This window comes from Peptoanaerobacter stomatis, from assembly GCF_000238115.1.
Taxonomy (GTDB): Bacteria; Bacillota; Clostridia; order Peptostreptococcales; family Filifactoraceae; genus Peptoanaerobacter; species Peptoanaerobacter stomatis.
The window spans coordinates 38,385-44,526 of the sequence record NZ_JH414564.1 but is presented as its reverse complement, the minus strand read 5'-3'; the positions used below and the strand labels follow the sequence as shown (position 1 = coordinate 44,526).

Here is a 6,142-nt window from a genome sequence, read left to right as displayed (position 1 = left end):
CCGACAACACCGACAAATCCGGCAACACCTAATACTCCAAACAATACAACAAACACAGGCACATCTGAAACAACACCTGTAAATCCGACAGTACCGGGTTCACAAGTAAATCCGACAACACCGACAATAGCAAACGAAGAAAGAACAACAACACCGACTTATCAAATAGACGAGTTACCTGATCCTAACAGTCCAAATGCACCTGACAGAATAGTAGTATCTGATGAAGACGGAGTACCGCTTGGAACATATACAAAAAGAATAAATCCTGACGGAACATTCGAGTATGTAGACGAAGACGGAGTACCTCTCGGAGCGACAAAGTTGGTAAAAACAGGAGATGAGTTTCCACAAATACCGCTTACAATAGCATCAATATTATCAGGATTAGGATTGATATTGATAAAAAGAAAGAGAAGATAATTAAAATATTAAAAAATTCATAATATTAAACCATAAAAACACTCTTATAATTTTATAGGGGTGTTTTTTCAATTCATATAAAATTATAAAAAAATACTTGATTTTATGATGATTTTCGTGTATCATATTACAGTAAAATTATTACACACGCACCTAATTCTTTGTCAGGTTGCCAAACGGTGGACATAGAATATGACGGCTGCGGAGGATTAAACCTAAGGAGGACAAATATGTCAGTAGTAAGTATGAAACAATTATTGGAGGCGGGGGTTCACTTCGGACATCAAACAAGAAGATGGAATCCTAAGATGTCAAGATTTATATTCACAGAAAGAAACGGAATATATATAATTGACTTGCAAAAAACAGTTAAAAAGTTGGAAGAAGCATACAGTTTTATGAGAGAAGTTGCTGAAACAGGAAAGCCGATTCTTTTCGTAGGTACTAAAAAACAAGCTCAAGATGCTATAAAAGATGAGGCATTAAGAGCGGGAATGTACTATGTAAACGAAAGATGGCTCGGAGGAATGTTGACAAACTACAAGACAATAAAAGGAAGAATAAACAGACTTGTAGAGCTTGAAAAAATGCAAGAAGACGGAACATTCGACAAACTTCCTAAAAAAGAAGTAATAGGTCTTTTACAAGAAAAAGAAAAATTGGAAAAATATCTTGGTGGAATAAAAGATATGCCTGAATTGCCTGCAGCAATGTTCGTAATCGATCCTAAAAAAGAAAGAATAGCAGTATTGGAAGCACATAAATTAGGTATACCTGTAATAGGTGTAGTAGATACAAACTGCGACCCCGATGAAATAGACTTCCCAATTCCTGGAAATGACGATGCTATAAGAGCCGTAAAACTTATAGTGGCTGCTATGTCACAAGCTATAATAGAAGCAAAACAAGGATTTATAGAAGAAATAGAAGAAGATAAAGAGATAACGGTAGAAGATTTTGAAGACAAAGAGCAAGTAGAAGAACAAGCTGAATAATATTGATATAAAACCGAAAGGGTAAGGGAAATCTTCCCTGCCCTTTTTATTGTATTTTGTCAAAATATATAAGTCAATTCATAAAATTTAAGATAAAAATTAACTCATATATAAAAAGGAGAGTAAATCATGGAAATAACTGCTTCAATGGTAAAAGAACTTAGAGAAAAAACAGGTGCAGGAATGATGGATTGCAAAAAAGCACTTCAAGAAACAAGCGGCGATATGGAAAAAGCTATAGACGTGCTTAGAGAAAAAGGACTTTCAAAAGCTGCTAAAAAAGCCGACAGAATAGCGGCAGAAGGATTAATCGGAGTAGAAGTATCTGCCGATTATAAAAAAGCTGCATTGGTTGAAATAAACTCAGAAACGGACTTTGTTGCAAAAAATGAAGAATTCCAACAATTGGTAAAAGATGTTACAAACTTGGTATTGGAAAAAGCACCGGCAACATTGGAAGAATTATTTGCACTTCAATTAAACGGCCAAACAGTACAAGAAGAGCTTACAGCTAAAATATCAAAGATAGGCGAAAATATGAACATAAGAAGATTTGAAAGATTAGAAGTTGAAAACGGAAGACTTATAAGTTATGTTCACGGAGCCGGTAAAATAGTATCAATAGTTAAATTGGAAACTTCTTCACAAGATGCAAAAGTAGAAGAATTAGGAAAAGATGTAGCAATGCAAGTAGCGGCTATGAATCCTAAATATATATCAGAAAAAGATGTAGATCAAGAATATCTAAATCATGAAAGAGAAGTTTTAAAACAACAAGCAATAAATGAAAACAATGAGCTTCCTGAAGGAAAGAGAAAACCTGAAGAAATAGTGCTTAAAATGTTAGAAGGAAGACTTAAAAAAGAACTTAAAGAAGTTTGTCTATTAGATCAGGCATTCGTAAAAGAAGCTAAAAAATCTGTAGGCGAAGTAGTAGCGGAAACTGCTAAGGCAGTAGGAGCAGATATAACAGTAGCTCAAATAGTAAGATTTGAAGTAGGCGAAGGAATAGAGAAAAAACAAGAAAACTTTGCTGAAGAAGTAGCAAAACAAATGGGAAATTAGCAATAATATAAAAACACCGTCATATAGGCGGTGTTTTTATTTATACGATTACCTATTTATACTGCTATCTAATAAAATTATGGATAAATTGTATAATTATATATCATTAATATAAATAGTCTACCAGAAAAATTAATTGTTATGATTTTCTATTATTCTATAAGATTTCAATATTAAATAGCTATAATAAATTTATAGTAGATTAATTTTATGACAAATCCGAAGTTTATAAAATATTGTTTTATTATACTATTATCTAATAGATAGATATTTTATAGTGAGAAATTTATAAATAGTTATTATAATACATTAAATTTACACAATATTATTTTTCTATCGCTTTATCAAATTTCTAATTTTAATATTTTTTAAACAATGGAATTAATAAATTCTCGTTATATGGTAGCTTTTTTCTACAAGATTATCTACTATTTGCTCTATATGGCTGTGTCCATTTGTTTCAACTGTCACTTCCAATGCAACGTTGTTAAATCTGTTGTATGATTTGAATTGATTATGATCCAATTTAACTACGTTTGCACCTGTTTCGGCTAATGCTTGTGTTATTTTGAACAACTGTCCGGGAACATCAGGTAAAGTAACGGAAAAACAAAATATTCTTCCCATAGATATGAGTCCTCTGTTAATAAGTGAGGATATGGTAAGTACATCTATGTTTCCGCCGCTTATAAGAGATACGACTTTTTTATTTTTGCATTTCAATTTATTAAGTGCCGATACTGTAAGAGTACCTGAATTTTCAGACACTATTTTATGATTTTGCAATAGCAATAAAAATGATTCCATTATATCAAAATCAGATACTTCGATAATTTCGCTGACATTATTTTTAATTATGTTGTACGTTATATCGCCGGGATTTTTTACAGCCACACCGTCAGCTATTGTACTTACTGTTTCGAGATGAGTAAGATGACCGTTTATTAGTGATTGTTTCATAGCGTTTGCACCTGTAGGCTCTACACCTATTATTCTTATTTTCGGATTTATTCTAAGAGCAGATAATACTATTCCGCTTATAAGTCCTCCACCGCCGACAGGTACCAATATATAATCGGTATCGGGTAATTCTTTTAAAATTTCGTTTGCGATAGTGCCTTGCCCTTCAATTACGTCAAAATCGTTAAATGGATGTATATATACATATCCATGTTCTTTTTCCAATCTTCTTGATTCTTCATAGGCTTCATCATATACTTCTCCATGAAGTATGACGTTTGCTCCGTAAGATTTTGTAGAGTTTACTTTGATAAGAGGTGTTGTAGTGGGCATTACTATTGTGGCATTTATACCTATTTTTTTTGCAGAAAATGCTACACCTTGTGCGTGATTGCCGGCTGATGATGCTACTACTCCTTTTTTTCTTTCATCATCAGTCAATTTTCTTATTTTGTTGTAAGCTCCTCTTATTTTAAAAGAGCCTGTTTTTTGCAGACATTCAGGCTTTAAATAAACCTGATTTTCACACATGGAGCTTAGGAGTTCACTTTTTATAAGATGTGTAGGTTTTAATACATCTTTCATAGCATTTTCGGCTTCTTCAAAGTCAAGAGAAGATAACTTTTCTAAAAACAGCGGTTCATTAAAATTCATATATAATGCCTCCTGATAATATGCAGTAGATTTTATAAGCATAAGCCCATAATTTATTGTTTATCCGATTAAATAGCCATACAATGAAAATGTTAAATTGAATATGTTTGATTAAGGAAATTCAAACTCATTTTTTAGCAATACATATTGTTTTGAATAGATTATATTATTAAATGGACATGCTGAAATGTAATTCATAATTATACTATATTTTAAAAAATATACAATTAAAAAACTTGTAAATTTTAAAGTATATTGTAAAAAAAATCTTAACAAGCTTTAATATAATTGTTATAATCTAAATATGACAATGTGTGATATTTTTATCAACAATATATTTTTTGCTAAATGTAAAAATATAAGTAAAAAATTTTTATTCAACATTTAAAGCCGGTATTATATTTAGGAGAGTGAAATATGAAAAATAAGTTATGGATTGTATTTATAATCGTACTGTCTTGTATGTTCGTGGGCTGTACAAGTGACAATAAAGTTGAAAATACAAGTAAAGAGATTACAAATAATGAGGTTGAAAACACAGACGAAGTTGAAAAAGATGAAAAAGAAGAACAAATCTCTAAATTTAAACCTCAAAAAATGATAATAACTATGACCGGCGATACAAGTGTAGCGTCTTTTTACGGACAGAGGATATATTTTGAAGATGTGTTCAGACAAAACGGTGCAGGATATTTTTTGAAGGGATTGGAAAAATATTTTAAAAATGCAGACATAAATATAACTAACTTGGAAAATGTATTTACTGACTTAAATACCATGCAACAAGGGAAAATATATACTTATAAATCCTATTCAAAAGATTATATAGATATACTTACGGCTAATAATATAATGTATGTAAATGTAGTTAACAACCATATGCAAGACTATTTGCAGGCAGGTTTTGATGAGAGTATGCAGTTGCTTGACGAAAAAGGTATAAAGTATTTTGGAACAAATCTTGTAGACTCTAATGATCCTGAACTTGGGAATGTAAAGGTTCATAAAGTTCAAATCTTTGTTAAAGATGATATCAAACTTGGGATGGCAGGGTATTACGCTTTCAACTCATCTCATCCGTCAGATGAGACTATAAAAGAAGATATAGATAATTTAAAATCACAAGGATGTAATTTTATAATAGTTGCTATGCACGGCGGAGGTCAAGAGGACAATATAGTGCTTGAAAGACAAGAGATAATGGCGAGAAAATTCATAGATTTAGGTGCAGATATGGTGTATGGACATCACCCTCACGCTATTCAAAGGATAGAAGATTACAATGGCAAGAAAATATATTATTCATTAGGGAATTTTTTGTTTGTAAATTACAGAAGCTCTAAAAATCCTGAAGGATTGCTTGTAGAACTTACGCTTGATATGGATGAAAATGGTCAAATAACACCTATTTATAAAAATGTGCCTATTTGGTGGATGGGAGGCTATACTCAAAAATATACTCCTATAGAGATGACAGAGCAGGAAAGTATTGATAAAGTAAATAGAATATTAAACGGAAGCTTGTGATTGAAAATAAAGCTGTTTTAAAAATTTCTAAACTAAATTTAATATTTAAAATCAAAAAAGTTTTAATTATAAGACTATTATTTTGATTTTAAATGTATGGATTATAAACATATAATTGAGTTTTGTATAATTCTTTATGTTGCAGGTATATTATAAAAAAATAAACTATAATAGGTAAATATAATTACTAACCATATGATAAAACTGTTTAAATTTTTTATGAATTTAAATTAGAAATTAAACTGCTTTAATTATTGATTAATACATTTGTAGTATGTTATAATGCTTTAGATGAATTATTGATAATAAATCAAAGATGTAAAATATTAAAAATTGACTATAATGTTTTTGAAGAATTCATCTTATAATATTAAACCTTATTTTAAAAAAAACATATATTACTATAAAATCTGCTTGAATGTGTTTTATCAAGGAAATTGCTAATGATATTGTAGATAAAAACGCTTCTGATAAAATACATTTAATTTAGTATTTTTATATGTCTATTTAATTAGGTA

General features: G+C 30.3%; 5 protein-coding genes. 4 read left to right on the top strand and 1 reads right to left on the bottom strand.

Translation table 11 applies throughout. The features are described from left to right. The 3 genes from HMPREF9629_RS09735 to tsf form a co-directional block, all read left to right on the top strand. Positions 1 to 423, top strand: a 423-nt coding sequence (locus tag HMPREF9629_RS09735; protein ID WP_009526230.1) for an LPXTG cell wall anchor domain-containing protein, incomplete at its 5' end; no start/stop codon positions are given. Positions 424 to 653: 230 nt separating this feature from the next. After that, positions 654 to 1,418: a 30S ribosomal protein S2 gene (gene rpsB, locus HMPREF9629_RS09730; RefSeq protein WP_009526229.1), complete on the top strand. Its 765-nt coding sequence runs from the start codon at positions 654 to 656 to the stop codon at positions 1,416 to 1,418. Between the two features lie 129 nt (positions 1,419 to 1,547). Continuing rightward, positions 1,548 to 2,483, top strand: a complete 936-nt coding sequence (tsf, locus tag HMPREF9629_RS09725; RefSeq protein WP_009526228.1) for a translation elongation factor Ts — start codon at positions 1,548 to 1,550, stop codon at positions 2,481 to 2,483. Between the two features lie 381 nt (positions 2,484 to 2,864). On the opposite strand, the gene ilvA is transcribed toward tsf, so the two are convergent. Continuing rightward, positions 2,865 to 4,097 (bottom strand): threonine ammonia-lyase, encoded by a 1,233-nt coding sequence (gene ilvA / locus HMPREF9629_RS09720; RefSeq protein WP_009526227.1) that lies wholly within the window; start codon positions 4,095 to 4,097, stop codon positions 2,865 to 2,867. Positions 4,098 to 4,514: 417 nt separating this feature from the next. On the opposite strand from ilvA, the gene HMPREF9629_RS09715 reads away from it, so the two are divergent. After that, complete coding sequence (locus tag HMPREF9629_RS09715; RefSeq protein ID WP_009526226.1) at positions 4,515 to 5,624, top strand: CapA family protein; 1,110 nt, start codon at positions 4,515 to 4,517, stop codon at positions 5,622 to 5,624. The last annotated feature ends 518 nt before the right edge of the window (positions 5,625 to 6,142 follow it).

Excerpts from the sequence above, each read along its gene's own strand:
- rpsB (WP_009526229.1), top strand. The coding sequence starts at position 654 with ATGTCAGTAGTAAGTATGAAACAATTATTGGAGGCGGGGGTTCACTTC.
- tsf (WP_009526228.1), top strand. The coding sequence starts at position 1,548 with ATGGAAATAACTGCTTCAATGGTAAAAGAACTTAGAGAAAAAACAGGT.
- HMPREF9629_RS09715 (WP_009526226.1), top strand. The coding sequence starts at position 4,515 with ATGAAAAATAAGTTATGGATTGTATTTATAATCGTACTGTCTTGTATG.
- ilvA (WP_009526227.1), bottom strand. The coding sequence starts at position 4,097 with ATGAATTTTAATGAACCGCTGTTTTTAGAAAAGTTATCTTCTCTTGAC.